19 protein-coding genes are annotated in these 23,047 nt (G+C 74.6%); 10 read left to right on the forward strand and 9 right to left on the reverse strand.

Annotated elements, in window-relative coordinates; translation table 11 throughout:
* Positions 1-108 precede the first annotated feature (108 nt).
* A complete protein-coding gene (locus tag AC3CCI_RS07870) occupies positions 109-945 on the reverse strand; it encodes an alpha/beta fold hydrolase (RefSeq protein WP_488626779.1) in 837 nt (278 codons plus the stop codon).
* A gap of 173 nt (positions 946-1,118) precedes the next feature.
* Between AC3CCI_RS07870 and AC3CCI_RS07875 the strand changes: the two genes are divergently transcribed.
* The 3 genes from AC3CCI_RS07875 to AC3CCI_RS07885 all read left to right on the forward strand — a co-directional run bounded on the left by AC3CCI_RS07875 (position 1,119) and on the right by AC3CCI_RS07885 (position 4,789).
* The gene (locus tag AC3CCI_RS07875; RefSeq protein WP_488626780.1) at positions 1,119-1,346 is read left to right on the forward strand and encodes a heavy-metal-associated domain-containing protein; all 228 of its coding nucleotides are present in this window, start codon (positions 1,119-1,121) and stop codon (positions 1,344-1,346) included.
* Complete coding sequence (locus tag AC3CCI_RS07880; RefSeq protein ID WP_488626781.1) at positions 1,343-3,730, forward strand: heavy metal translocating P-type ATPase; 2,388 nt, start codon at positions 1,343-1,345, stop codon at positions 3,728-3,730. The genes AC3CCI_RS07875 and AC3CCI_RS07880 overlap by 4 nt, the downstream gene beginning before the upstream one ends.
* Positions 3,731-4,516: 786 nt before the next feature.
* Complete coding sequence (locus tag AC3CCI_RS07885; RefSeq protein WP_488626782.1) at positions 4,517-4,789, forward strand: zinc-ribbon domain-containing protein; 273 nt, start codon at positions 4,517-4,519, stop codon at positions 4,787-4,789.
* 159 nt (positions 4,790-4,948) lie between these two features.
* On the opposite strand, the gene AC3CCI_RS07890 is transcribed toward AC3CCI_RS07885, so the two are convergent.
* Positions 4,949-5,191, reverse strand: a complete 243-nt coding sequence (locus tag AC3CCI_RS07890; protein WP_354593845.1) for a hypothetical protein — start codon at positions 5,189-5,191, stop codon at positions 4,949-4,951.
* Positions 5,192-5,337: 146 nt separating this feature from the next.
* Here AC3CCI_RS07890 and AC3CCI_RS07895 point away from each other — a divergent pair, with 146 nt between their 5' ends.
* Positions 5,338-6,696: an ROK family protein gene (locus tag AC3CCI_RS07895; RefSeq protein WP_488626783.1), complete on the forward strand. Its 1,359-nt coding sequence runs from the start codon at positions 5,338-5,340 to the stop codon at positions 6,694-6,696.
* Between the two features lie 152 nt (positions 6,697-6,848).
* Here the strand turns inward: AC3CCI_RS07895 and AC3CCI_RS07900 are convergent, their stop codons facing one another.
* The 4 genes from AC3CCI_RS07900 to AC3CCI_RS07915 all read right to left on the reverse strand — a co-directional run bounded on the left by AC3CCI_RS07900 (position 6,849) and on the right by AC3CCI_RS07915 (position 12,605).
* Positions 6,849-9,143, reverse strand: coding sequence for an alpha-galactosidase (locus AC3CCI_RS07900; RefSeq protein WP_488626784.1), 2,295 nt, complete (start codon positions 9,141-9,143; stop codon positions 6,849-6,851).
* Positions 9,144-9,221: 78 nt separating this feature from the next.
* The gene (locus tag AC3CCI_RS07905; RefSeq protein WP_354593841.1) at positions 9,222-9,695 is read right to left on the reverse strand and encodes a BLUF domain-containing protein; all 474 of its coding nucleotides are present in this window, start codon (positions 9,693-9,695) and stop codon (positions 9,222-9,224) included.
* A gap of 233 nt (positions 9,696-9,928) precedes the next feature.
* Positions 9,929-11,371: an MFS transporter gene (locus AC3CCI_RS07910; RefSeq protein ID WP_488626785.1), complete on the reverse strand. Its 1,443-nt coding sequence runs from the start codon at positions 11,369-11,371 to the stop codon at positions 9,929-9,931.
* Positions 11,372-11,387: 16 nt separating this feature from the next.
* Positions 11,388-12,605 carry an MFS transporter gene (locus AC3CCI_RS07915; RefSeq protein WP_488626786.1) on the reverse strand — a complete coding sequence of 406 codons (1,218 nt, stop codon included), beginning with the start codon at positions 12,603-12,605 and terminating at the stop codon, positions 11,388-11,390.
* A 46-nt stretch (positions 12,606-12,651) separates the two neighbouring features.
* Between AC3CCI_RS07915 and AC3CCI_RS07920 the strand changes: the two genes are divergently transcribed.
* The 4 genes from AC3CCI_RS07920 to AC3CCI_RS07935 all read left to right on the forward strand — a co-directional run bounded on the left by AC3CCI_RS07920 (position 12,652) and on the right by AC3CCI_RS07935 (position 15,457).
* Entirely contained in the window at positions 12,652-13,236 is a 585-nt protein-coding gene (locus tag AC3CCI_RS07920) for a sugar O-acetyltransferase (RefSeq protein WP_354593838.1), read from the forward strand.
* Positions 13,237-13,238: 2 nt separating this feature from the next.
* The gene (locus tag AC3CCI_RS07925) at positions 13,239-13,793 is read left to right on the forward strand and encodes a TetR/AcrR family transcriptional regulator (RefSeq protein ID WP_488626787.1); all 555 of its coding nucleotides are present in this window, start codon (positions 13,239-13,241) and stop codon (positions 13,791-13,793) included.
* A gap of 166 nt (positions 13,794-13,959) precedes the next feature.
* Positions 13,960-14,412, forward strand: a complete 453-nt coding sequence (locus AC3CCI_RS07930; protein WP_354593836.1) for a hypothetical protein — start codon at positions 13,960-13,962, stop codon at positions 14,410-14,412.
* Between the two features lie 85 nt (positions 14,413-14,497).
* Positions 14,498-15,457, forward strand: coding sequence for a helix-turn-helix transcriptional regulator (locus AC3CCI_RS07935; protein WP_354593835.1), 960 nt, complete (start codon positions 14,498-14,500; stop codon positions 15,455-15,457).
* A gap of 259 nt (positions 15,458-15,716) precedes the next feature.
* Here AC3CCI_RS07935 and AC3CCI_RS07940 read toward each other — a convergent pair whose 3' ends face one another.
* Positions 15,717-17,060, reverse strand: coding sequence for a polysaccharide pyruvyl transferase family protein (locus AC3CCI_RS07940; RefSeq protein ID WP_488626788.1), 1,344 nt, complete (start codon positions 17,058-17,060; stop codon positions 15,717-15,719).
* A 336-nt stretch (positions 17,061-17,396) separates the two neighbouring features.
* Between AC3CCI_RS07940 and AC3CCI_RS07945 the strand changes: the two genes are divergently transcribed.
* Both AC3CCI_RS07945 and AC3CCI_RS07950 read left to right on the forward strand, forming a co-directional pair.
* Positions 17,397-19,823, forward strand: coding sequence for a glycosyltransferase (locus AC3CCI_RS07945; RefSeq protein WP_488626789.1), 2,427 nt, complete (start codon positions 17,397-17,399; stop codon positions 19,821-19,823).
* Positions 19,820-21,316, forward strand: coding sequence for a glycosyltransferase (locus tag AC3CCI_RS07950; RefSeq protein ID WP_488626790.1), 1,497 nt, complete (start codon positions 19,820-19,822; stop codon positions 21,314-21,316). The genes AC3CCI_RS07945 and AC3CCI_RS07950 overlap by 4 nt, the downstream gene beginning before the upstream one ends.
* A 161-nt stretch (positions 21,317-21,477) precedes the next feature.
* Here the strand turns inward: AC3CCI_RS07950 and AC3CCI_RS07955 are convergent, their stop codons facing one another.
* Together AC3CCI_RS07955 and AC3CCI_RS07960 are read right to left on the reverse strand one after the other, a co-directional pair.
* Positions 21,478-22,134, reverse strand: coding sequence for a hypothetical protein (locus tag AC3CCI_RS07955; RefSeq protein WP_488626791.1), 657 nt, complete (start codon positions 22,132-22,134; stop codon positions 21,478-21,480).
* Positions 22,135-22,366: 232 nt separating this feature from the next.
* Positions 22,367-22,753: a PLDc N-terminal domain-containing protein gene (locus tag AC3CCI_RS07960; protein ID WP_354595390.1), complete on the reverse strand. Its 387-nt coding sequence runs from the start codon at positions 22,751-22,753 to the stop codon at positions 22,367-22,369.
* Positions 22,754-23,047: the final 294 nt, after the last annotated feature.

The following is a 23,047-nucleotide window of genomic DNA, read 5'->3' on the forward strand; positions in this document are numbered from 1 at the left end:
GGCCCACGCGGTGCGCACGCACAGGAGGCGCGGTGCCGGTCTCGAGGACCCGCACCGCGCCTCCTGGGGGTCGCGTCGGGAGCGGCCGCGGCCGCCCCGGGTGAGCGCCTATTTCGCGAGGAACTCCAGCACGACGCGGTTGAACTCGTCGGCGTCGCTGACGTTGGCACCGTGCGGTGCGCCCTTGATGACGTGCAGCTCCGAGCCCGCGACCGCGGCGTGCGTGCGAGCACCCGACCCCTCGAAGGGAACCGTCGCGTCGCCGTCACCGTGGATGACGAGCGTCGGCACGGTGACCTTGGTCAGGTCGTCGCGGAAGTCGGTGTTCGCGAACGAGGCCATGGCCTCGAGGGCGGCGGGCTTCGAGGCCTGCTTGGCGAGGCGCAGGGCGTCCTGGCGGTCGGCCTCGGACACCTTGAGCACGCCGTCGACCGAGAAGAAGCCGGTCGTGAAGTCGTCGTAGAACGAGTCCTCGTCCTTGGTCAGGCCGGCCGTCATGTCGGCGGCGGCCTCCTTCGTCAGGGGGCCGTCCGGGTTGTCGTCGGTCTTCATGAGGTACGGGGGCACGGCCGAGGCGAAGACGACGCTGTGCAGGCGCTCGGTGCCGTACTTGCTGAAGTAGCGGGCGACCTCGCCGCCACCCATCGAGAAGCCGACGAGCGTGACGTCCTGCAGGTCGAGCTCGGTGAGGACGGTGTGCAGGTCCTCGGTCAGGTGGTCGTAGTCGTAGCCCGTCTTGGGCTTGTCGCTGCGTCCGAAGCCGCGGCGGTCGTACGTGACGACGCGGTAGCCGGCGTCGACGAACGCGGGGACCTGCTTGCTCCAGGACTCGCCCGAGAGGGGCCAGCCGTGGATGAGGACGACGGTGCGGCCCGAGCCGCCGGTGTCGTCGACGTGGAGGTTCGTGTCCTTGAAGAGGCCGTGGTGGGCGGTGATCTCGGTCATGGTCGGGTGCCTTCTCTCTCCTGCCGTCCTGGCAGGTCCACCTCCGTTCGTAGTCCGGGCCGCCGGGAGCCGCCTCGACGCGGAGGCTTCTCGGAGGTGGGGGACAACCGACGGCGGGCCTGGCGTGATACCCCTAGGGGGTATAACCTGAGGACCGATCGAGAGGACCGCGCATGACCGACTCCACCATCACCACCCTGCAGGTCGACGGCATGACCTGCGAGCACTGCGTCGCCAGCGTCACCGAAGAGCTCACCGAGGTCGACGGCGTCGACTCGGTCGAGGTCGACCTGAACCCGGGAGGCGCGTCCACCGTCTCGGTCTCGGCCGACGCCACCGTCGAGCACGACCAGCTCCTGGCCGCCGTCGAAGAGGCCGGCTACCAGCTGTCCGCACGATGACGACCGCAGGAGGCGCGGGTCGGTCGGGCGCGGGCGTCCCGCGGGCCACCGCGCCGCTCGACGCCGTGCAGCTCGACATCAGCGGCATGACCTGCGCCTCCTGCGCGAACCGCATCGAGCGCAAGCTCAACAAGCTGCCCGGCGTCGAGGCGTCGGTGAACTACGCGACCGAGAAGGCCCACGTGCGGGTCGTGGCCGGTGGCGCCGCGACCGGTGACGCCGGTGCGGACGCACCCGACGTCGACGCGCTGATCGCCACGGTGGTCGCGGCGGGGTACGGGGCCACCGTGCCCGCGCCTCCTGCGTCCTCGGCCGGCGCGGCCGGCGGCTCGGCCGACGACGCCCCGGACGCCCGGGCAGCCGAGGTCGACGCCCTCCGCCACCGCACCCTGGTCAGCGCCGCCCTCGCCCTGCCGGTGGCCCTGCTCTCGATGGTGCCGGCGCTGCAGTTCACGAACTGGCAGTGGCTGGCCCTGACCCTGGCGGCGCCGGTCGCCCTCTGGGGCGCCTGGCCGTTCCACCGCGCCGCCGCCGTGAACGCCCGGCACGGCGCCGCCACCATGGACACCCTCGTCAGCGTCGGCGTGATCGCCGCCTTCGCCTGGTCGCTGTGGGCGTTGTTCTTCGGCGACGCCGGTCGCCCCGGCATGCACATGTCGTTCAGCCTGGTCGCGACCCACGGTGGACCGACCGAGATCTACCTCGAGGTCGCTGCGGCGGTGACGGTGTTCATCCTGCTCGGGCGCTGGCTCGAGGCCCGCGCCAAGCGCCGCTCGGGCGAGGCCCTGCGCGCCCTGCTCGAACTCGGCGCGAAGGAGGCCTCGGTGCTGCGCGACGGCCGGGAGGCGCGGGTCGCCACCGCGAGCCTGGTGCCCGGCGACCTCGTGGTCGTCCGTCCCGGAGAATCGATCGCCAGCGACGCCCTCGTGCGCGAGGGCACCTCGGCCGTCGACCTGAGCATGCTCACCGGCGAGTCCGTGCCGGTCGAGGTCGGCCCGGGCGACCGCGTCGTCGGGGCGACGCTCAACGTCGGTGGTCGCCTGCTCGTCGAGATCACCCGCGTCGGCGCCGACACCGAGCTCGCCCGCCTCGGGCGCCTCGTCGAGGAGGCCCAGAGCGGCAAGGCCGAGGTGCAGCGGCTCGCCGACCGGGTCTCGGCCGTGTTCGTGCCCGTCGTCATCGGGCTGGCCGTGCTGACCTTCGTGGGCTGGCTGGCGTTCGGCGGGTCGCTGCAGACCGCCTTCACCGCCGCCGTGGCCACGCTGATCATCGCCTGCCCGTGCGCGCTGGGGCTCGCGACGCCGACCGCCCTGCTGGTCGGCACGGGCCGCGGCTCGCAGCTCGGCATCGTGATCCGCGGGCCGCAGGTGCTCGAGCGCACCCGGACGGTCGACACGATCGTCCTCGACAAGACCGGCACGGTCACGACCGGGCGCATGGCCGTGCGCGAGGTGGTCGTGGGCGAGCCGGCGGGAGGCGCGGGCACCGCCGAGAGCGTCGCCGCCGGTGCCGAGGTCGGCGTCGACGACGTCCTGGCCCGGGCAGCCGCCGTCGAGTCCGGCTCGGAGCACCCCGTCGCCCGCGCGATCGAAGCCGAGGCGGCCCGTCGCGGGCTCGACGTCCCGCCCGCCGAGCAGTTCGCCGCCCACGCGGGCGCCGGCGTGCAGGCCCTGGTCGACGGCACGGTCGTGCTGGTCGGCCGCCCCGGGTGGCTGGCCGACGAGTGGTCGGTCACCGCGCCTCCTGAGCTCGAGGAGGCGTTCACCACGGCCGAGGCGACCGGCGCGACCCCCGTCGCCGTCGCCTGGGACGGCGTCGTGCGCGGCGTCGTGACCGTCGCCGACACCGTCAAGCCGGGTGCGCGCGAGGCCGTCGAGCGCTTCCGCCGCCTCGGCCTGACGCCGGTGCTGCTGACGGGCGACAACGAGGGCGCGGCCCGACACGTCGCGGCGCAGGTCGGCATCGACGTCGCCGACGTCGTCGCCCACGCGACCCCTCAGCAGAAGGTGGAGGCGGTGGCCCGGTTGCAGGCGGACGGTCGCGTCGTCGCGATGGTCGGCGACGGCGTCAACGACGCGGCCGCACTCGCCACGGCCGACCTCGGCATCGCGCTGGGCACCGGCACGGACGCGGCGATCGCGGCGGGCGACCTCACCGTCGTGAGCGGCGAGCTCGCGGGCGTGGCCGACGCGATCCGGCTGTCACGGGCGACCCTGGGCACCATCAAGGGCAACCTGTTCTGGGCCTTCGCCTACAACGTCGCGGCGATCCCGGTCGCGATGCTCGGCCTGCTCAACCCCGTGCTGGCGGGCGCGGCGATGGCGGCCTCGTCGGTGTTCGTCGTGACGAACAGCCTGCGCCTGCGGAGGTTCCGCGCCGGCTGAGCCGCGGTGTCCGGTGCGTGCGGTGCGTGCGGCGCAAGGGGTCTCGCGTCGCACCGCCGGCTGGACGTCGCACCGCCTCATCCGGCGGTGCGATGCTCACCTCGCGGTGCGTGTCTGGTTGCCGCCGAGCCGGAGCTCACTTGCCTGTCCGTTCTAGCCCCGGTTAGGGTTCTGAAATGAAAGGTTCCGCATCGTCATTTCAGAGGAGGACGTCTGCCGAGGGAAGTGTGCGACGAGAGGTCGCCCGCCGTTCCGACGCCAGGTGGCGACCCGGATTCACGGCCTCCGTCGGCCTCGTGCTCCTCTTTTGCGTGGCAGGGGCGTGTGCACTGGCAACAGGGGACGCCTCAGCTCCCGTCGGGGTCGTCGACGACGCGCCGTCGACCTCGACGGCTTCTGGATGGCCACGAAACGAGTCCGGCCAGACCTATGGCTCGATCGCGGGGGTCGTCGTGCAGCCTCCCGACCTGGTGGCGGTCGTGGGTACGGATGCGACGGGCCGTGAGAGGGAAGGGTACGTGTACGCGGACGAGCTCGACATCCCGTCGCCGAGCAGCCCTGCCGCGGCCGCGGATCAAGCGCGAGGTGTCGCGCCCCTCGTCCTTCCGCTCTACGCACGGGACGGTTCGACCGTGCTGGGTAGCTGGCGGCTTGGATGAAACGATCTTCATGAGAACTCGCCACCCTGACGCTCGCGTCGCTTGTGTCAGCGTGTGGAAGGGCACCGAGGCGACGCTCCTCGGGGAACGCTCCGCGACGACGACAGGGCCCGCCTAGGGTGAGCGCATGATCATCTTCGGCACCAAGGGCACGAGTGCCCTGCTCGGCGTCCTCTTCTTCGTCTGCCGGGTCTGCGGCAACGAGGCCGCTCAGCGCCTGGTCAAACACCGTCGGTGGTTCACGTTGTTCTTCATCCCGGTGATCCCGTACTCGACGAAGCACGTCTACACCTGCGCCTACTGCGGGTCGGGCACCGAGCTCGACGCCGAGGCGGCGGGCCGGTTCCAGGCCGACGCCGAGCACGCGGCGGCGACCCGCGGCGGCCAGCAGCAGGGCTGAGGCCGCGACCCGGGACGACCGGGCGCGGGGCACGAGCGGAGCGCTGTGCCACGAGACGGACATCACGCCACGAAGTGGACACCGCGCCACGACATGACGTGGCGCGGTGTCCACTTCGTGGCGTGGTGGCGGGCGAGCGCGGGAGGCGCGACGACGGGGTCAGGGCAGCGCGCGGTACCAGCCGGCCACGCGGGCACGCAGGCCGACGCGGTGGGGCCGACGCCGCGCCTCCTCGGGGTCGTCGTCGTCCGGAGCCGGCCCGAAGCCGACGGTCGCACACGCCGTGCAGACGAGCACGTGACGGTGCACCGAGAGGGCCGTGCCGTAGAACGGGTTCGGCTCGCGACGGGTCGGTGCCGCGCAGAGGGTGCACGGGGGCAGAGCCTCGTCACCGGTCCGCATCGCCACACCTGATGTTCGGCCATCGGGGTCGGGTTCGTTGTCCCCCACTTCGGGTGCCGGGGTACGAGGCGGTGCGACGCCGGTCCTGCCGCACGAGCCGGGGGATCGAGACGAGGAGGCGCGGGTCGGCTGCATAGGATCGTCGCGTGACGGACTCCCGCGACACGGACGCCGACGCCGGCCTGCCCGGGCCCGGTGACCGCGGGCCGTCCGACCCGCACCCCCGCCCCGGGGTCGACGGCTGGGCGCCGCTGGCCGGCAGCGCGCAGGCCGTGGTGCTCGAGATCCTCGTGCACGGCCCCCGCCCCCGGACGCAGCTCGCCGAGCGCCTCGGACTCTCGGGCCCGAGCCTCACACGCATCACCAAGCCCCTGCTCGAGAGCGGACTGCTGGTCGAACGGGCCGCGCTCGCGGTCTCGGGCTCGGGTCGGCCGTCGGTCCCGCTCGACCTCGACCCCGACGCGCACCACTTCGTCGGCGTGAAGCTGACCCACGACCGCCTCTTCGTCGTCGTCACCGACCAGCGGGGCGAGGTGCTGTCCGAACGCGACGAGCGCCTCCCCGACCGCTCGCCCGACGCCGTCGTCGAGCAGATCGCCCGGGTCGTCGGCGGTGCCCGCGACCGGGACGACCGCATCCGTGCGCTGGGCGTCACGGTCGGTGGGCAGGTCGTCGACCGGGCGGTCGTCCGGCACGCGCCCTTCCTCGGCTGGGACGACGTGCCGCTCGCCGGCCTGCTGACCAGCGCGTCCGGCCTGCCGACCTGGGTCGAGAACGACGTGCGCGCGCTCACCCGGGCCGAGCTCTGGTTCGGCGAGGGACGCGGGCTGCGCTCGTTCGCCCTCGTGACGATCGGCGCCGGGGTCGGCCTCGGCCTCGTCGCCGCGGGCGAGGTGCTCGGCGGAGCGCACTCGTCGGCGGGCAGCGTCGGTCACCAGCGCGTCGTCGTGCCCGCGGCCGCCCGCATCGTGTCGGCGGCTGCCGCGCTTGCCCCGAGCGCGCCCGCCGCCGCTCCCGCTCACGTCCCCGCCGCCGCTTCCGCTCCCGTCCCCGTTTCCGCCCCCGCCCCCGTTTCCGCCCCCGCCGCCGCATCGCTTCCCACCTGCGACCTCGGCCACCACGACTGCGCCGGAGCCTTCCTCACGGTGACCGCCGTCGAGGCCGCCGCCGCCCGGGCCCTCGGTCGCCCCGTCGGCTACGACGACCTGCTCGACCTCGCCGCCGCCGGGGACGAGGAGGCGCGGGTCGTCGTCGACGCCGCAGCCGACGTCCTCGGGCAGCTGATCGCCGGCGTGCTCAACGTGCTCGACCCCGAGGCGGTCCTGCTGTCGGGTGAGGGCGTGCGACTCGCGGCGGTCGCCGCCGCCGCGGTCGATCGCGCGATCGCGGGCGGCACGCATCCGTCGACGCCCGCGCCCCGGCTCGTCGTCCAGGAGTTCCGCTTCGACGAGTGGGCCCGGGGCGCCGCCGCCGTCGCCATCCAGATGCACGCACTCGGCCGCTGACCGCGTCCCCCGCGCTCGCCCCGCCGGCCGTCCTCGGAGCGCCACCCGCGCCTCCTGCCCGGCCCGCCCCACGATGAACCCCGAATGCGAAGAGGAACCCCGATCATTCAGGGTTCCTCTTCGCATTCGGGGTTCGTCGGCCCGCGCCCCCCTCACCCCTCGGCGGTCACCCGCAGCAGCACCACCCGGTCGGGGAACGACGCGGGCGCCTGCAGCCCGACCACGGCCAGGGCGCGCCCGTCGAGGACGACGCCCGGGTACGAGCCGTCCTCGTCCGCCGCTCCCCACCACGGCGGCGGCGTCAGGCCGTGGTCCGGCGCCCCGACGAGCACGGGGGCGACCCGGTAGCGCCGCGCCGGGTCGAGGCCGGGCAGGGCCACGCGACCGAACGGCGCGACGTCCGAGCGTCCGACGTACGCGAGGAAGAACAGCGCCTCGCTCGCGTCGGCCGCGACCGTGCCGTAGACCAGCAGCGCCGGGTCGGCCGCGTCGACCCGCACGACGTCGCCCGTGTGCATCAGGTGGCGGTGGCGCTTGTAGAGGGAGATCCACTCGGCCAGGTCGCGGTTCTCGGCGTCGGTGGCGCGGGCGAGGTCCCACTCGATGCCGAGGTGGCCGAACAACGCCGTGCCCGCCCGGAACGACAGCTCGTGCCAACGGCCGGTCATGTGGCTGACGCCCGAGGCGATGTGCGAGCCCATCAGCTCGGGTGGCAGCAGCTGCATCGTCCACCGGTTCATCTGCTGGCGCTCGAGCGGGTCGATGCAGTCGCTCACCCAGACCCGGTCGGCCCGCTCGAGCACGCCCAGGTCGACGCGTGCGCCGCCCGACGAGCAGGCCTCGATCTCGAGGCCGACGAACCGCGCCTTGAGCTCGTCCATCAGCCGGTAGGCCGCCAGGGTCTGCTCGTGGACGCCCGCGGCGCCGGTCGGCCAGGTGCCGGCGTCGACGAGGTCACGGTTGTGGTCCCACTTGAGGTACGCGATGTCGTACTCGGTGAGGATCGCCGTCATCTGCCCGAGCACGTGCTCGAACGCCTCCGGGTTGCCGAGGTCGAGCACCTGCTGGTCGCGCGACCGCGGGGGGAGGCGGTCGCCGGTCTGCAGGATCCACTCGGGGTGGGCGCGGGCCAGGTCGCTGTCCTCGTTCACCATCTCGGGTTCGAACCACAGGCCGAACTCCATGCCGAGGCCGGTCACGTGGTCGATCAGCGGTGCCAGGCCGTCGGGCCAGACGTCGGCGTCGACCACCCAGTCGCCGAGGCCCGCGTGGTCGTCGCGTCGGCCGCGGAACCAGCCGTCGTCGAGCACGTACCGTTCGACGCCGAGGGCGGCGGCCCGGTCGGCCAGGTCACGCAGGCGGGCGAGGTCGTGGTCGAAGTAGACGGCCTCCCACACGTTGATCGTCGTCGGGCGCGGGCGGGTGGGGTGCTGCTCGCGCGACCGCAGCCAGCGGTGGAACCGGCGGGCCTGGTCGTCGAGGCCGTCGCCGTACGACGCGTACACCCACGGGCTGCGGTACGACTCGCCGACCTCGAGCCGCACCTCGCCCGGCAGCAGCAGTTCGCCGCCGCCCAGCACCTGCACGCCGGTCGACAGCCGCTCGGCGTAGTGTCGGTGTCCGCCGCTGAAGCCGACGTGCAGGCCCCAGACCTCGCCGGAGCCCGCCCCGAAGCCGAAGCCGGGCACGCCCACGCTCAGCACGGTCGCGGCGTCGGGGCCGGTGCGGCCCTTGCGACCCTCGCGCTCGTGGACGCCGACGACGAGCTCACGACGCTGCGGGGTGCGCTCCTTGCCCCAGCGGCCGGCGAAGTCGAGGATCTCGCGCGCCCGCGGCGGCACCGGCAGGGCCAGGTGCAGGTCGGTCACGGTGTAGACGTCGGCCGCCGCGCTCGCGGCGTGGCCCGCCGTGTCGCCCGCCCGGCCGGCCACGTTCGTCAGCTCGGCCCGGGTGCGGACGAGCCCGCTGTCGGTCAGCTCGACCTCGAGAACGAGCGCGAGCCCGGCGACCTCGTCGCGCGCCCCGACCGTCACGAGGGCGGCTCCCGCGTCGATCAGCCCGGGGCCCGAGGAGGCGCGGGTCGTCTCGGCCTCGCCCGTCACGTCGAGCGTGTCCACCGTGAACCGCGGCGACCAGTCGGCGCCGTCGGACCGGTGGCCGCCGATCCCCGGCTTGCCCGACCAGCCCGCGTGGTGCTCGGGCAGGATCGCCAGTCGCACGGGCTCGTCCATCAGGTTGTTGACGTACGGCGGCACGGCCGCGGACGCGAGCGACCGCACGTCGTCGAGGCCCGGACGCCCGAGGGCTGCGCCCCAGTGCACGACCGAGGGCAGCCGCCCGGCGGTCACGTCCAGCAGCAGGCTCACGCCCGCGCTGCTCAGGTGGACGAACGCGTCCGGTGTGCCGGAGGGCACGGCGACGGTGGGCGACGGGATGGGGTGCGACACGGTGGCTCCAGACGGCGAGACATACTTTCGTCCAGAAAGTATCTCCGACGTCGAGTCGGCGTCACAACCCCGCCGGGGTCAGGAGGCGCGGGGCGAGAAGAGCTCGTCGGTGACCGTGGTCGGCTGCTCGCGGAACCAGCGCAGCAGCGTGCGGACCTTGTACGCGGACGACGGCGACAGGCCGCTCGCCCCGTCGGCCAGGTCGTCGGCCGACGCGCCGAAGACGTCGGCGTACCCCGGCAGGGACGAGGCCAGGTCGTCGGTGACGGCCCGGTAGCCCATCGTCCACCCGGGAAAGAGCCGGTCGGGCACGAGCTCGTCGACGATCGTGTTCACCCCGGTGTGCCGGGGGTCGCGCGCGATGACCGCGAGGCGCGCTCGCACCGCCTCCTCGGGCCCCTCGAGCACCTGGATGAAGCGGCCCTCGCGGTGCAACAGCATGCCGGTGATGCCCAGGCGGGCGTTGTTGGCGCGACTGGTCATCAACAGGTTCGCCAGATCGTCGTCGGTGAACGGGTACGACGATCGGCTGACGTACACGGTGGACAGCACGGTCGGGCCTCCTCGGGCTCAGGGCTCGACCGAGTCTGCCCGCCCGGCCGCCGCTCCGCCCTCCCCAGTTCTGGGCGCGGTCGTCCGGAGCGCCACCACGGCCGGCCCGGCGGCCGGCCGGCCCGGCGGTCGCCCGGCCGGGTCGGGTCGCACCACGCCCGCGTCGTCGAACCACCCCGGAGCGGGGTTCGACGACGCGACGGTGGTGCGTCCTCGCTCCGACCCCGTCCGGATCAGCTGCCGCGCGGCGCCGACCCCCGCGCCCGGCGCCCCTCGAGCACCCCGGCGAGCAGCACGACGGCCACGCCGACCACGGGCACGAGCAGCAGTCCGTACCGCAGCCCCACCGAGTCCGCGACGAACCCGACGATCGGCGGCGACGCCAGGAAGCCGAGCCGCAGCAACCAGCTGACCAGCGTCAGCCCCGTGCCCGCGCGGAACCCGGGCAGGTTGTCCGCCGCGTGCATCGCCGCCGGGATCAACGTCGCGACGCCGAACCCCGCCGCCGCGAAGCCCGCGATGGTGCCGATCACCGACGGGAACGCCAGGGCGACGCCCATGCCGACCGCGACGAACACGCCTCCGGCCCGGGCGACGGCCTTCTGGCCGAAGCGGTCGACCATGCCGTCGCCGAGCAGTCGCCCGACGAACTGGGCGCCCTGCAGCGCGACGAACCCGAGGGCGGCGACGGTCACGCCCGCGCCGAGCGAGCCGAGGTAGAGCGCCGCCCAGGTGCTGCCCGCGTCCTCGACGACCGCGCCCGACGACGCGATCACGACGAGGGCGAGCAGCACTCCCCACGTCGCGACGAACCCGACCGGGACCGGGCGACCGCCACGACCCGAGGAGGCGCGGGTCGCGTCGACGGGACCGCCCGCCCCGGTCGTCGAGCCGGCCCGCGCCTCCGGTGCTCCGGTGCCGTCGGGCACCGTCGCCGAGCCCCCGACCGCCGCAGCCCGGTCCGCGGCCGCGACGTCCGCCGCGGGTGCGACGCTCGGCCCGGCGCCCGCGGCGACGTCGAGGCCGACGTCGACCGACTCGGCCGCACCCTCGGCCGAGCCCTCGACCGGTTCGGGCCCGGCCAGCAGCAGCGGGTACGACACGATCGCGACGACCGCGAAGACGAGCGCCGACGCACCGAGGTGCCATGCCACCGGGACGCCGAGGCCCGCCGCGGCACCGCCCATGAGTCCACCGAGGACGGCACCGATGCTCCAGACGGCGTGGAACGAGTTGAGGATCGACCGCCGGTAGCGGTACTGCACCCGCAGCCCGTGCGAGTTCTGCGAGACGTCGACGATGGCGTCCATCGCCCCCGCGAGCAGGAAGCCCGCCGCGAGCAGGCCGCCGACCGGGGCGATGCCGGCCAGCAGCACGGCGACGCCGGTGATCACGGTGCCGATCACGGCGACGCGCGACGACCGGAAGCGCCGGATGAGCCAGCCGGCCCCGAGGCCCGCGACGAGCGCTCCGACCGGGAACGCGGCGACCGCCAGGCCGAAGTCGGCGTTCGAGAGGTCGAGGCCGTCCTTGATGGCGGGGTAGCGCGGCAGGATGTTCGCGAACAGGGCGCCGTTGGTGAAGAAGAGCAGGGCGACGCCGAGTCGGGCTCGGCGGTCCTCGCGCGTCGGCACGGTGCGGGCCGGGGCGGCGGGAGAGGTCGTCGGTGACGTCATGGTGTACGAACGTACACTAAGGCCGGGCGGCCGTGGACCGCGTGCGGGGACGTGCCGCCGACGTGAGGAGCGAGGCGCCCACGACGACCACCAGGACGACGATCATCGCGCTGCGCAGCCCCACCTGCTCGCCGACGAAGCCGAGCAGCGGCGGCCCGACCAGGAACGCCACGTAGGCCATGGTCGCGACCGCTCCGACCGCCGACGTCGGGTCGTCGCCGTCCGCCGCGGCCGAGACCGTCACCGGGAACCCCAGGGCGGCGCCGAGCCCCCAGAGCACGACGGCGACGCCGGCGACGACCACCGAGTCCGAGAACACGACGAGGGCGATGCCGACCGCCGAGACCAGGGCGCTCGCCCGCAGCACGGTCGCGTGGCCGAACCGGGCGAGCAGCGGTTCGCCGGCGAACCGGCCGACCGTCATCGCCGCCGCGAACGCCGTGAAGACGACCGTGCCGGCGGTCGCCGAGACGCCGTGCCCGTCGACGAAGAGCAGCGGCAGCCAGTCGTTGGCCGAGCCCTCGGCCAGGGCGAGCGCGAGCACGATCAGGCCGAGCAGAACGAGCCGGCGGTCGCGCCAGACGGCGAGCGACGCGGCGAGGCGGGCCCGCACCCCGGAGGCGCGCTCGGTCGGCGCGTCGGAGCGTCCCGTCGAGCGCGGCACCACCGGCACCGCCCAGGCCAGCGCGGCTCCGCCCGCGAGGGCGACCCCGAGCAGGTGCCACGGGACGGGCACGTGCGTCGCCGTGAGCAGGATGCCGAGGCCGGCGCCCGCGACCGTGCCGAGGCTGAAGCAGCCGTGCAGCACGGGCAGCACCGACCGCCCGGAGGCGGTCTCGATGGCGGCGCCCTCGATGTTGACCGCGATCTCGGCGAGCCCGACGCCGGCCCCGACCAGGGCCAGGCCGGCGAAGACGCCGGGCGTGAGCGAGAGCGCGGCCGCGAGGCCGACGAGCGCGACCCCGACGACCAGCGAGGTGCCGCCGATCGCCACGGCGCGGTGGGCTCCGTGGCGGCGCACGATCGGCGCCGACGACAGGATGCCGCCCATCGAGCCGACCGACAGGCCGAAGATGACCAGGCCCATCTCGCCGGTCGACGCCTGCAGCAGGTCGCGGATGGCCGGGGTGCGCACGACCCACGAGGCCAGCGAGACGCCGACGACGGCCATGAAGACGAACACCGCCGCCCGACGTCGGGCGAGCTCGGGGCTGAACGGCGGGCGGGTGCTCATGGGTCCAGTGTGTACGTTCGTACGCTCGTCGTCTAGGGTGTCGTGCATGACGACCACCGACCACTTCGCCGGCGACCCGCGCACCAACCACGAGCGCATGCTCGCGGGCGACCTCTACGTCTCGGACGATCCCGACATCGCCGTGCAGCAGCAGCGGGCGATCACGCTGCAGGCCCGCTTCGCCGCGGCGTACGCCGACGACGTCGACGCCGCGCAGGCGATCGCCCGCGAGCTGTTCGGCAGCCTGCACGAGACGGCGCACGTCCGGGCGCCCGTCTTCGTCGACTACGGCAGCCACGTCACCATCGGGGCCGGCACGTTCGTCAACTACGGCCTGACCGCGCTGGACGTCGCACCGATCACCATCGGGGCCGACTGCCAGATCGGCCCGAACGTGCAGCTGCTGACGCCGACGCACCCGGTCGAGCCGCAGCCGCGCCGCGACAAGCTCGAGGCGGCGAAGCCGATCACGATCGGCGACAACGTCTGGCTCGGCGGCGGCGTCGTCGTGCTGCCCGGCGTGACGATCGGCGAGAACAGCGTCGTGGGCGCCGGGGCGGTGGTGACGAAGGACGTCCCCGCGGACGTCGTCGCCGTCGGCAACCCGGCCCGAGTGGTGAGGAGCCTCTAGCCGTGGCCACCACCCGACGCACCGAGCCCGACCGTCGCGACCGCCTGATCGACGTGGCGCTCGACGTCGTGGCCGAGGTCGGCGTGGCCGGCGCCTCGCACCGCAAGATCGCGGCGCGTGCCGACGTGCCGCTCGGCTCGATGACCTACCACTTCGACGGCATGGACGAGCTGCTGCACGAGGCGTTCTCGCGCTTCGCCGAGACGATCATCGTGCGCTTCGAGGCGCGGCTCGGCGGCGCCACGAGCCGCGACGAGGCCAAGGAGGCGGTGGTCGCGTTGGTCCACGACGACCTGACCGGCCCTGCCGCGGTCCGCGACCAGGTGCTCAGCTACGAGCTCTACACGCTGGCCGCCCGCGAGCCGCGGTTCCGCGAGATCACCCGCGAGTGGATGCGGCGCAGCCGGGTCGAGCTCGAGCGCCACTTCGACCCCGACACCGCCCGCCAGGTCGACGCGCTGATCGAGGGGCTGTCGATCCACCGGGCCCTCGACCCCTCGCCCCCCAGCCGGGCCCTGACCCGCGAGGCCGTGGAGCGCATCACGCGCGTCGCCTGACCGGCGCGACCCGCGCCTCCCGCATTGCTCGTGGCCGCATGGCCACAAACCGAACTGGGCTGTCCCCGAGGTGCGTAGGGAGATGCCTAGGCGGTCTAATGGAATTGGTGCAGAAGCTGCACGGCGGCCTCGATCACGCCGCACCCGGACGAGAGTCGAGAAGCCAGTGGACGCAGAGAGCGAGCTGTCGCGCCGCGTGCCCGGCCCGCCCGAGGTGCTCGACACGGCGTTCGGCGACTTCAACGCGGCCAGCGACTTCGGCCAGATCGGCGACGCGGCCCGCACCCCCGCGGCCGACCTGTTCTTCGGCGACTTCGCGCCGCCGCTCGACCCGGACCTGATCTTCGAGTGCTCGGCCTCGATGAACGGCGAGCACGGTGCCGTCGCCCTCTACGAGGACCGCGTCATCGTCGAGAGCCCCGACGAGCCCGACGGCGAGGCGGTCTTCGCGGCCGACACCGTGCGGGCGTGGTGGCTGGTCGAGGGCGAGGTCTTCTTCGCACTGGTCGTCGAGGCCGACGTGCTGCACCGCACGCGCCTGCCGTCGGGCTTCAAGGCCGTGCTGCGGGCCGCGTTCGCGAAGGCCTTCGGCCCCGCGGCGACCCCTCCGGTCGCGTGAGCGTCGAGCCCCACCGTCCCCGCTTCGGGGGTCCCGTCCCGTCCGGGCACCCCGTCGCCCTTGCCGGCATGGCAGGATCACTCTGATGGAACCCGAACAGACCCTGCCCCCGGTGCGCTCCGAGATGGGCGGCCGCGACATGGACCAGGCGCGCGCCCTGTTCGAGGACACCTACAACGGCGCCGGGTTCCGCACCGACACTCGGCAGGAGACCTTCGCCTACCGGTACACGACGGCCGGCGACCAGGAGATGACGCTGCGCTCGGCGATGTTCCTCGGCGACATCCGCGGGGCGATCCAGCCCGAGCGCGAGTACGTCGTCGCGTGGATCACCGCGGGCGAGGGCCGGGTCGACGTCGGGGCGGAAGAGGCCGCGTTCGAGATCGGCCGCCCGCTGATGTTCCCCACCGGCAAGGCGTTCGAGTTCGAGGTGCGCGAGTACCGCCAGAACCTCGTCCACTTCGACGCCGCCTACCTCGAGCGCATCGCCGCCGAGCACGAGGGCGCGCTCGCCGGGCCGCTGCAGTTCGACCACACCGCCGTGCCCGACCTGGGCGACCTGCGGCGCTGGCAGGCGACCATCACCAACGCCGCGAGGACCATCCTCGGCGGCGAGTCGACCGAGCTGCTGCGCTCCGAGCTCAACCGCCAGTCGGCGATCGCGCTGCTCGACACGTTCACGCACCGCTCGATCGACCTGCCGCCCGCGCTGCTCGTGCCCCGCAACGCCCGCCTGCGCGAGGCCGTCGAGTACCTGCACACCCACGCGCACCTGCCGGTCAACATGACGCAGGTCGCCGAGATCGTGCACCTCACGCCGCGTGGTCTGCAGCAGGCGTTCAGCCGGCAGCTCGGCGTCACGCCGACCGAGTACCTGCGCACCGTCCGCCTCGACCACGTGCGGGCCGAACTGCTCGAGCTGGCGCCGGGCGAGGCCACGATCTCCGCCGTCGCCCAGCGGTGGGGCTTCACGCACCTGAGCCGCTTCACGGCGTCGTACGTCCAGCGCTTCGGCGAGTACCCCAGCGCGACGCTGCAGCACTGACCCGCGGTGCGCCGTGCCGGCGCGGGCGGGTCTCACCGCGCCTCCTCGGCTACCCCGCCACGAGATGAACACGCCGCCACGACATCGCGTGGCGGCGTGTTCACTTCGTGGCGTGGCGCGGCCAGCCTGCCGCCCACCGCACCAGGAGATGGGCACAGCACCACGACGAGGCCTGGTGCTGTGGCCACGACCTGGCGCCGTGCCGTCACCCGCGGGCGTGCGCACGGCGCGGGGCCGTGCCCGGGAGGCGCGGGTCGCGTCAGGGGCGCAGGGCGGCGGCGACGCGGTCCCACCACGCGGAGGACGCGGCCCGGGTCTCGTCGAGGCTCCGGGCCCAGGCGGCGCGGACCTCGTCGCGTCCCGCCCAGGTTGCCAGCGCGACCTCCTCGGCCTCGCCCGCGAGCAGCTGGTCGACCGAGACGACGCTCGACTGGCCGAAGTTGCCGAGCGCTCCGGTCAGCTTGATCGTCGTGTAGTCGTCGACCGCGAGCCCCACGGTCGGCACGCCGCCCGCGACGGCGAAGACGGCCGGGTGGTAGCGGCTGGTCAGGTGCAGGGCCGCGCCCCGGGCGAAGCTCGCAGCCGCGGGGGAGTCGGTCGTCGGCTCGACCCGCGCCGGCACGGTCAGCCGGTCGAGGACGGCCCGGTGCAGCAGCGAGTCGCCGCGCTCCGCGGCCGGGTCGAGCGACGCCCAGTGCGCGAGGAACACCACCTCGAGTCCCGCCTCACCCGCGACCCGGTCGAGCAACCGGGCGACGGCGGCCGCGAACGCCTCGCGATCGGCATCGCCCACGTGCGCCGACAGGCTGACGGCGAGGTACGGCGCGGACGGCGCGGTCGATCCCTCGGCGTCGGGCGCGGTCGAACCGTCGGCGTCCGGCGCCGCCGAGCCGTCGGCCTCCGGCCGCCCCCGACCGACCGCAGGAGGCGCGGCGTCGACCCCGAGGAAGCTCGCGTCGTCCACCGTCCCCACGGTCTTCGCGGCGTCGACCCCGAGGAAGCTCGCGTCGTCCACCGTCCCCACCGTCTTCGCGGCGTCGACCCCGAGCGACCGCACGAGCTCGAGCGACGCGCCCTCGCGCAGCCCGACGAGGGCGGCGGCGTCGAGCAGCTCGGTGACGAGCTCGCGGTCCTCGCCGTCGAGGACGGGGCCGATGGTCTGCCCGCTGACCACGAGCGGCTTGCCGAAGCGGCGGGCGATCAGCCCGAGCGTGTTGCGTTCGTACACGTGCATCGGCCACAGCGAGGCCATGTTGCCGCCGCCGGCGACGAGCACGCCGTCGGCGGCCCGGACGGCCTCGACGAGCTGCCAGGCCGGGTCGTCCTGGGGGAGGTGACCCGCGCCTCCGTCGATCGCCGACAGCACGCGGGCCCGGCGCTCGCGCTGGCCGAGCCGGCCGCCGGTGGTCGCGGGGTGGAACCCGATCGCGGGCACGGCGTCGACGCCGTACCGCTCGGCGGTCTCGGCCGGGTTCGACGAGACGCCGGTGATGGTGGCGCCGCGGGCCCGCAGCTGCACGGTCGCCTCGTGGAACATCGCCTCGTCCCCGACGTGGACCATGCCGTCGAGCACGCCGACGTCTCCGATGGTGACGATTCGCACGGGTGGGGCCTCTCGCTGCGGGACTCGGCAGCGGGATCGATGCCGCCCACGACGGTACCGGACGCCCGCGGCGCCGAGCGCACCGGCGAGTACACCGCCGAGTGGACACCGCACCGCGCCTTGCCGTGGTGCGGTGTCCACTCGGCGGCGTCATGGCGCGAACCGGCCCGCACCGGCCCCGCGCCGATCCCGCACCGACCGGCCACCGGGCGGCGATAGGCTCCCTCAGGCCCGGGCTCCGGGGCCGACCCCGCGCGCCGGCCCGAGACCCCACCGCACCGCACGGGACCCCACCGCACGACACCGCACCGCACCGCACCACCGAGAGGCACCGTCATGGGCATCCAGACCTCGCTCGACGCGATCCACGAGGCCGACCGCCTGGTCGACTCGATGCGCCTGGCCGACGACCTCGCCCTCGACGCGGCCCGCACGGGCGGGGCCCGGACGATCCGGGTGCTGCGCGGCGCCCTCGAGAGCGACGACCAGCTCGTCGCCATCGCCGCCACGAACGCCCTCGCCCAGGTCTTCGACGAGCAGGCCGACGTCGTGCTGAGCGACCTGCTGTCGAGCGACCGCACCTTCCTGCGCGAGCACGCCGCGTCGGCGCTCAGCCAGCGCCTGCCCCGCCACGACACGGTGGGCCGCCTGATCGGCCTCGTCGTCGCGGGCGGGTTCACGGGCATGGTCGCGCAGCGCACGCTCGAGCAGTGGTCGTCGTCCGCCCCGGCCGTGGTCGGCGTCGCGCTCGAGGGCACGCTCATCGGCGTCCGCGAACCCGACGCCCGGTACCGCCTGGTCGAGACGCTCGGCCTCGTCCGGGCCCGCCTCGCCTCGCGTCCGCTGCTGACGATCGCCCGCGACGAGGGCGAGGACGAGCACGTCCGCGTCGCCGCCGTGTCCGCCCTCGGGCAGCGTCGAGGCGACCAGGGCGTGGCGGCCGCGGTCCACGAGCTCGCCCGCCACGACGGCTACCTGGGCGACGTCGCCCGCCTCTCGGTGATCGACCTGTCGGCCCCCGACGAGGTGCCCGACGGCGACCGCCGCCGCGACCGCGGACTCGACCCCGAGCTCGACGGCACCGATCCGGCCGGACGCGAGGGCCTCACCGTCGCCCAGCTCTTCCTGCACGCCGACATCGACGCCGGGCTCACCCATGCCGGCAGCGGCGACAACGGCGGCATCGCGACGCTGCTCGTCCGACTCGGCGACGCCCTCGCCGTGGCGCCCTCCGCGGCCGACGGTCCGGGCGCCTCCTCGGTGTCGGCCGGCCCCGGTGACGACGTCGCCGCGCGGGGAGCCCGCGCCGCGCTCGCCGGCCTCGGCGCAGGAGGCGCGGCCGACGTCCCCGGCGGACGCAGCGTCGATCGCGTCGTCACCCTCTCGCGCGGTTCGGCCGGAGCGGCCGTCGCGAGCGTCCACGACCTGGCGACCCGCGCCTCCGGGCACGTGTACGGGCGGGTGCCGCTGCTCAGCGACCCCGTCTCGTCGGCGACCGCGTGGCCGTTGCGGGTCGCGGCCCGCCGGGGCATCCGCCGGGTGCTGCGCGCCGCGGGCGGCGTCGACCTGCTGCACCTGCGGATGGCCGACGTGGGCAGCCTCGCGGCGGCCGACGTGGCACGCGAGCTCGACATCCCCGTCGTGTTCACGGTCGCGCCCGACCCGCACGCCGTCATCCAGTCGCTCGACCTGTCGGGCGCCCTGACCCGCGAGACCTTCGGCGACGTCGACGAGGTCGAGCACTTCTGGTTCCGCACGCGACTCGTGCAACAGCTCGCCTCGAACGCCTCGCACACCGTGCTCTTCCCCCGGCCCGAACTCGAGCGCGACATGCGCGAACTGGTCGGCATCGACGTCACCTCGCACCCCGAGCGGCACACGATCGTGCCCGAGGGCATCGACCTCGACGTGGTCGACCGCTCGGTCGCCGAGGCCGCCGAGCACGCCGCCGGACGCCCGGCGACCCCGCCGATCGCCGAGCTGTGCGCCCTGCTCGAGACGCTGCCGCCCGAGCGCCGCGGCCTGCCGCTGCTCGTCAGCGTCGGCCGCCTGCACCGGGTGAAGGGCATGGCCACGATCGTCGAGGCCTGGGCCGGCGGCGAGACCGGCGGGGTCGGCGGGGTCGGAGGGGCCGGCGGACCCGGCGGGGGAGGGGCGTCGGATGCCGCGGGCGGCGCCGGAGCCGACCTGCCTCCGCTGCGCGACCGCGCGAACCTGCTGCTGATCGGCGGCGACCTCGAGCACCCCAGCGCCGACGAGCGTGAACAGCTCGACCTGATCGACGCGATCGTCCCGGCGGGCCGGCACCGCGCCTCCGGACTGCTGCTGCCCGGCCACCGACCGAACGACACCGTCGCCCGCTGGGTCGCCGCGGCCCGCTTCGGCCTGCCCGGGCTGGTGGCCCCTCGCGGCGTCTACGTCTGCGGCAGCCTCAAGGAGGAGTTCGGCATCGCCCTGCTCGAGGCCATGGGCACCGGCCTGCTCGTCGTCGCGCCGCAGGGCGGCGGCCCGTCGACCTACGTGCGCCAGGGCGACACCGGCTGGCTCACCCGCACCTGGGACGTCGACGCCCTCCGCCAGGCCATGGGCGAGGCCCTGACCGCGGCCGCGGCCGAGACCACGGAGGCGCGCGCGGCCCGGTCGCGCGACACCGTCGAGCGGTCCTTCACGATCCAGGCCATGGCGCGGTCGCTGACCGGCGTCTACGACACGGTGCACCACGACGAGCTCGAGCAGCGCGAGTGGAGCGTGAGCGCCCGATGACCCTGCTCGTGATCAGTCCCGACTACGCCTCGCACCTGCTGCCGCTCGCGACCCTCGCCACCGAGTGGCGCGACCGTGGCGAGCGCGTCGTCGTCGCGACCGGGCCCGCGACCGCCGCCATCGTCGAGTCGTTCGGCTTCGAGCGCGTCCACCTGCAGCTCGGGCGCGGCTCGAACCCCGGCGTCATCCGGGCGGAGGAGCAGGTGGCCGACGAGGACGCGTCGCTGCGCGGCTTCTTCGACGCCACCCGCCTCGGCATGGTCGAGACGCTCTCGTACCAGGCGCGCGAACGCCTCACCGACCTCATGTGGCAGCCCGTCACGACGGCCCGCGCGGTGCTCGACGTGGTCGCCTCGGTGCAGCCCGACCAGATCGTCGTGGACCACCTCGCGTTCAGCGCCCGGCTCGCCCTCGTGGCCGGCGGCGTGCCCTTCGCCGACGTCGTGCTCGGGCACCCGACGGCGCTGCCCGTGGGCGACGAGGTCTACGGTTGCCCGTCCGAGTGGCCGGTCGCGTTCGGCGCTGGTTCCGGCGCCGGTGCTGCGGACACCGGCGCAGCGGGTGCTGCGGGCCCGGGTGCCCCGCCCGCCGGAGGTCGCACCACCGTCGCGTCGTCGAACCACGCTCCGGGGTGGTTCGACGACGCGAACGTGGTGCGACCTGCCGCCGGGTCTGCGCCCGGGCCCGGGCCCGCGTCCGGGCCGGCCCCGTCGGGCATCGCGGGCCTGCGCGAGCTCTGCGAGCAGGTCGACGCGTCGTTCACCGCCGAGTGGAACGCCGCGCTGGCCGAGCTCGCTCCGCACCTGCCCCCGTCGACGAGTGCGTTCGGCGAGCACGGCGACCTGCTCCTCTACAACTACCCGGGCGAGCTCGTCGATCCCGCCCGCGAAGCCCTGCTGCCGCCGCACGTCTGGCTCGGGTCGGCCGTCCGCGCCGAACCGGTCGACGCCGAGGTCGCCGCCTGGCTGGCCGCACCCCACCCCGCCCCGTTCGTCTACGTCAGCTTCGGCAGCTTCCTGTCGGTGCGGTCCGACGTGCTCGGGCGCGTGGCCGAGGCGCTGCGGCGGGTCGGGGTGCGGGCGGCGATCGCGCTCGGTTCCGGGGCCCGCGCCGACCTGGGCGAGGTGCCGGCCGACTGGCTCGTCCGGGAGTTCCTGCCGCAGGTGACCCTGCTCGACGCGGCGGCCGCGGCCGTCACGCACGGAGGCAACAACAGCGTCACCGAGGCGATGACCGCGGGCGTGCCCGTCGTCGTCCTGCCGTTCTCGACGGATCAGTTCGCCGGGGCCGCGGCCCTCGAGCGCACCGGCGTCGGCGTGGCGCTCGCCCCGAACACGGCGACCGTGGACGAGCTGGTCGAGGCGCTGCGGCACGTGCTCGACCTGCCGACGCGCGACCCCGGTGCGGCCGCACGCCTGGCCGGGCTGGCGTCGTCGCTGCGCGAGACGCCCGGGAGGGCACGGGCCCACGCGGCACTCACCGGACGCGATTGACCGGACCGGCCCGCGCCTCCTCGGCTGCGGCCGCGGCCTCGGCTGCGGCTGCGTCTTCGTCCTCGGCGATCGGGGCGCCCGACGCCGCCCGCCCGGACCGTCGAGTGGGCGGGAGGTGCGGGTCGGTGTCCGCCCAGCAGCAGGCGGTGCGGAGGACCGCCCTAGACCCCGAAGATGAACTCGCGCATGCTCTCGGCACTGACCGACGCGTCGCGGTAGCGCTGCATCAGCGCGGCGTTGGCGTCGTACTGCGGCCCCTCGCGCACCTCGGCCTGGTGGTGCAGGGCGAAGACCATGCCCTCGTGGCGTCGCGGGGCCTCGCCGAGCAGGGTGGTGTGGGCGAGGTGCCAGGCGGCGTCCTCGAAGCCCCAGCCGCGGAAGCGCTCGTCCTGCCCGCCGTGGGCCCGCCACGAGGAGGCGCGGGTCACGTAGACCCCCGAGCAGGCCCCGCGGACGAGCTCGAAGTCGCACCGTTCGAGGGGCGTGCCCGCGGCCGCCTGCGCGGTGCCGTCGCGTCCCAGCCAGTGGTACTCGGTGTAGGGCAGGTGCACCCGGCCGCTCGTGCGGGCCGCCTCGATCGCCGCGAGCAGCGGTTCGCGTTGCGGCAGGGTGTCGGCGTCTCCGATGACGGCGACCTCGTCGTCGGCCAGGGCGGCGACCCCCAGGTTGCGGCACTGCGCCAGGTTGAACACCGGGTCGGGCGAGTCGATCGTGCGGACGTCGGCCTCGGGCAGCGCCTCGGCGTACCAGTCGCGGACGACCTCGAACGCGGCGATCCGGCTCGGCTGCGGACGCCAGGGGAGCACGACGGTGACCATCCCGCGAGCCTAGCGGCGCGTGCCCGGCCGCCCCGCGCCTCCCGCCCTGTCCTGTCCTGTCCGTCCCGTCCCGCCCGTCCCGACCCGAAGCGCGATGAACCCGCCTTCGAAAGGAGAACCCACGAGCGATCGGGTTCGTCGCTCGAAACCGGGTTCACGGCCGATGGCGCGCCTCACGCCGGACGCCCGCCGGTCGCGGTGCGGGACGCCGGCCGGGGAGGCGCGGTGCCGGTCAGGCGGGGACGTCGTCGCCGGTCGTCGCCCGGCGCTGCTCGACCTCGGCCTCGAGCCTCGCGAGGCGGGCGAGTCTCTCGTAGTGCTCGGCCTCGCGGTCGAGGTCGGCGAGCTGCTGCTCGGTCGTGCGCACGCGGTGGTCGAGCGTGCGGGCCGCGGCCTCGTGGTAGCGGCTCTGGTCGCGCGGACCGATCTGTTCGACCCGCCGACCGTACTCGCGGCCGGCGGCGAACCAGACGATGCTGCCGATCAGCGGCAGGAACAGCACGATCATGATCCACAACGCCTTGGGCAGGTGACGCACGTCGCCCTCGGGGCGGGTGACGATGTCGACGAGCGCCCCCACGATCAGCAGGAGGGGCAGGGCAGCCAGCACGAAGGTCACGGCCCGAGGGTAGGGGGTGCCCCGCGACCGGCGGAACCCCCGCGAGGAGGGGTCGCGACCCTCCTGCCTGTGCCGCGTTCTGGGTGTGACCGCCGTGCCGATCGGTGCGTAGCGTCGCCCGCATCACGGCGAGCGGCCCCGGTCAGGAGGCGCGGTGCCGGACGACCACGAAGGGTGCAGTCCGTGAAAGATCACCTCCACCCCTGGTCAGCGGGCGGCTCGGATCGTAGACTCGCTCGGTCCGCCCCGTCGAGGAGAACCGTGAGTCGAAGCGCCGTCCGCCCCTGGAAGCGC

It is taken from the genome of Frigoribacterium sp. CF331 (assembly GCF_057787905.1).

What these genes read in the sequence shown, in the direction of transcription:
- AC3CCI_RS07870 (WP_488626779.1), bottom strand. Translation starts at nt 945, where the DNA reads ATGACCGAGATCACCGCCCACCACGGCCTCTTCAAGGACACGAACCTC.
- AC3CCI_RS07875 (WP_488626780.1), top strand. Translation starts at nt 1,119, where the DNA reads ATGACCGACTCCACCATCACCACCCTGCAGGTCGACGGCATGACCTGC.
- AC3CCI_RS07880 (WP_488626781.1), top strand. Translation starts at nt 1,343, where the DNA reads ATGACGACCGCAGGAGGCGCGGGTCGGTCGGGCGCGGGCGTCCCGCGG.
- AC3CCI_RS07885 (WP_488626782.1), top strand. Translation starts at nt 4,517, where the DNA reads ATGATCATCTTCGGCACCAAGGGCACGAGTGCCCTGCTCGGCGTCCTC.
- AC3CCI_RS07890 (WP_354593845.1), bottom strand. Translation starts at nt 5,191, where the DNA reads ATGCGGACCGGTGACGAGGCTCTGCCCCCGTGCACCCTCTGCGCGGCA.
- AC3CCI_RS07910 (WP_488626785.1), bottom strand. Translation starts at nt 11,371, where the DNA reads ATGACGTCACCGACGACCTCTCCCGCCGCCCCGGCCCGCACCGTGCCG.
- AC3CCI_RS07915 (WP_488626786.1), bottom strand. Translation starts at nt 12,605, where the DNA reads ATGAGCACCCGCCCGCCGTTCAGCCCCGAGCTCGCCCGACGTCGGGCG.
- AC3CCI_RS07920 (WP_354593838.1), top strand. Translation starts at nt 12,652, where the DNA reads ATGACGACCACCGACCACTTCGCCGGCGACCCGCGCACCAACCACGAG.
- AC3CCI_RS07935 (WP_354593835.1), top strand. Translation starts at nt 14,498, where the DNA reads ATGGAACCCGAACAGACCCTGCCCCCGGTGCGCTCCGAGATGGGCGGC.
- AC3CCI_RS07945 (WP_488626789.1), top strand. Translation starts at nt 17,397, where the DNA reads ATGGGCATCCAGACCTCGCTCGACGCGATCCACGAGGCCGACCGCCTG.
- AC3CCI_RS07950 (WP_488626790.1), top strand. Translation starts at nt 19,820, where the DNA reads ATGACCCTGCTCGTGATCAGTCCCGACTACGCCTCGCACCTGCTGCCG.
- AC3CCI_RS07955 (WP_488626791.1), bottom strand. Translation starts at nt 22,134, where the DNA reads ATGGTCACCGTCGTGCTCCCCTGGCGTCCGCAGCCGAGCCGGATCGCC.